This is a genomic window from Pseudomonas sp. P5_B2, assembly GCF_056400445.1.
Window position 1 is genome coordinate 1 of record NZ_JBFULH010000608.1, and the last position, 2,394, is coordinate 2,394.

Consider the following 2,394-nt stretch of genomic DNA (forward strand, 5'->3'; position numbering starts at 1 on the left):
GGTCGGCAACGGGTACATTGGTAAAGGGCAAATGATGCAGGTAGCCGTCGGCGCCGAATTCCGGGGTCAGGGTGCTGACCTGGTAACCGCGGGCTTGCTGCGAGCGCCAAATGCTTTCCCAGTGCTGCTGATGGAAGGCCAGTTCTTTTGCATATTCGGGCGCCGCCGGGTGCGGAACCTGCGGACCCTGGTCGTAACCGACGCGAGCCTGGATATGGTGAACCCGCTCGATGAAAGCGCTCAGGTCATCGGCCGGGTCGTTCAACAGTCGTTCGCAGGTCACGACCCAATGGCTGATGTCACTGGTGAACAACAGATCGGGCAACTGCCGGATCAACTCCAGCGTCACCCAAGGGTTGAACAGCGACCGCGAGCGGTGGGTTTCGAAACTGCAGACCTGGCCATGCTTGCGCGCCAGTTCCAGCGCTTGACCAAAGAACTCCACTTGTTGTGGCAGGGACCAGCGATCGTTGCCCGCCAGCACATTGACGAAGCGCGGGCCGAGTTCCGCGGCCCAGGCGAGTTTCTGGTCCAGGTCATTGAGGTGAACGGCAGGCGTTGCCGACTGGTCCGGCAGCACGTCGTACGCGGTGAAAACTGTGCTGATACAGCCCAGGCGATTGACCTGGAGGAAGGCACTGAACTCGGCGCGTTCACGGGCATCCAGGGGCAAGCGTGCTTCCATGCCATCAAAGCCCGCCTGGAGCAGCTCTTCGAGCGCCTTAGCCTTGCTGGCGGTGTAACCCCACAGCGTGCGGAATATTTCCAGTTTCATCGGTAATCCTCAAAAAATCCGGGCGCAACCTGATACCCACCCAGCGATGCCGTGGCGAATTCGCTGTGGTGCCGATGTTAGGCATAGGCTGCGGCGTGAAAGAATCTGAAAGTTCAAATGAATACTTCAGACTTTCGTCAACCAATAGCTAACTATTTATCCGGTTCTAGCGGTGGGTTTTTTTGGCGGGGGGGCGTGTTCGTTGGCTGTCAGCACGCGGTGCCAGCATTGCGGAATCATTGTGCTACATCCAAACAACACCCAGCGCCAGGGCGTCGATTGTTCACTCAGCGCCAAGTTGGCCAAATCTGACTGTCCGCTTCAGCCGAAAGCTGTTGTCAGTGAGCAACAGCATCGATCCGAGCCGTTATCCACTCGTGGCTATACGCAAGCACGGTATCTGCCATGGTGGTCGGAAAATGAATAAACCCGTGGGGAGACGACGGTAACAAATGCACCTCAACCGGTGCCGATTTCATCCAGCGATCGGCTAGTTCGAGTGTGTCGTCCCTCAGGGGATCCAGCTCACCGGCAAACATCAGCGCTGGCGGAAAACCCGTAAAGTCGCCGTACAGCGGGGACAAGGGTGGTTCCCGGCGTTGCTGATCATTCAAGCCCGGTGTCAGCCTGCGAAATGCTTCAACCATGCCGGGACCGTCCAACAGCAGCGTTTCACGAGGAGCAGTGCGCACGCTCGCTGTTCCCGTCAAATCGTAAACACCGTAATACAACAGCGCGCCGCTCACCCGTTGAAGCAAGCCGGGCGATTGTCTTAGCGCCAGCAATGTTGCCGCAGCAAGATGAGCCCCAGCCGATTCACCCACGACGATAACGGGCAGACCGGCAGACTCTTCACAGCCGTCATTCAGAAGCCAGCGCGCGGCACACTGGCAATCCTCCATCACACCTTCAATCGGAGTCGATGAGGCAAGCCGGTAATCGACCGAGACGACCGTGACATTGCAGATATTCACCATGGCAATGTTGAAGTTGTCATTCATCTGCGCATTGCCAATAACCCATCCGCCCCCGTGGAAATCCAGCACAACGCCTTTTGCTTTACCTCTGGGCCTGATGATCCGAACGGGCACTGACACACCGCCCACATCAATCACCTTTCTTTCAGCCTTCAGCCCATGCTTGCGTAATTTACCTGCACCGCCGATCTGACTGGATTGCAGCAAAGCCTGGATCACACGGGGCGTGATGCGATTACGGATTCGAAAGCGCGGCAACCAGGCAAGTTTTTTGTTGAAATTCCGTACTTGCTCCAGCTCCAGTTCACCAGCAGGCCAAGGCGTTTTCATACCCCCGTTGGAATTCATCATCAGCGGTTATTGCGCAAGATGGAAAAATTCAACGCAGCCGCTACGCAAAGCCACGCAAGGTAAGGAAGCAGAATCAAGCCAGTGATCACATCAAGCTGCAACGTCATCACCACCATCACAGCGACCACCAGCCAGAGCAGCGTCAGGATCACCATGCCGGCGAAAATGCGCTGTGCGCCGAAGAACACCGGTGTCCACAGCGTATTCAGCGCAATCTGCGCCGCCCATAAAGCCAACACCGCCTGACTTCCAGGTATCAGGGTCAACCGGTAACCGGCCCAGGCAAGCAAC

At 57.1% G+C, this 2,394-nt stretch carries 3 protein-coding genes; all 3 read right to left on the minus strand.

The window, feature by feature from the left end:
* The coding region (locus tag AC1DRJ_RS24610; protein ID WP_477804453.1) for a sugar phosphate isomerase/epimerase family protein at window positions 1-775 on the minus strand (775 nt) is incomplete at its 3' end.
* Between the two features lie 338 nt (window positions 776-1,113).
* Window positions 1,114-2,103 carry an alpha/beta hydrolase fold domain-containing protein gene (locus AC1DRJ_RS24615; protein ID WP_477804454.1) on the minus strand — a complete coding sequence of 330 codons (990 nt, stop codon included), beginning with the start codon at window positions 2,101-2,103 and terminating at the stop codon, window positions 1,114-1,116.
* Window positions 2,103-2,394, minus strand: a 292-nt coding sequence (locus AC1DRJ_RS24620) for a TspO/MBR family protein (protein WP_477804455.1), incomplete at its 5' end; no start/stop codon positions are given. The genes AC1DRJ_RS24615 and AC1DRJ_RS24620, both read right to left, overlap by 1 nt.

Coding starts and splice junctions, on each gene's coding strand:
- AC1DRJ_RS24615 (WP_477804454.1), bottom strand. CDS start 2,103: ATGATGAATTCCAACGGGGGTATGAAAACGCCTTGGCCTGCTGGTGAA.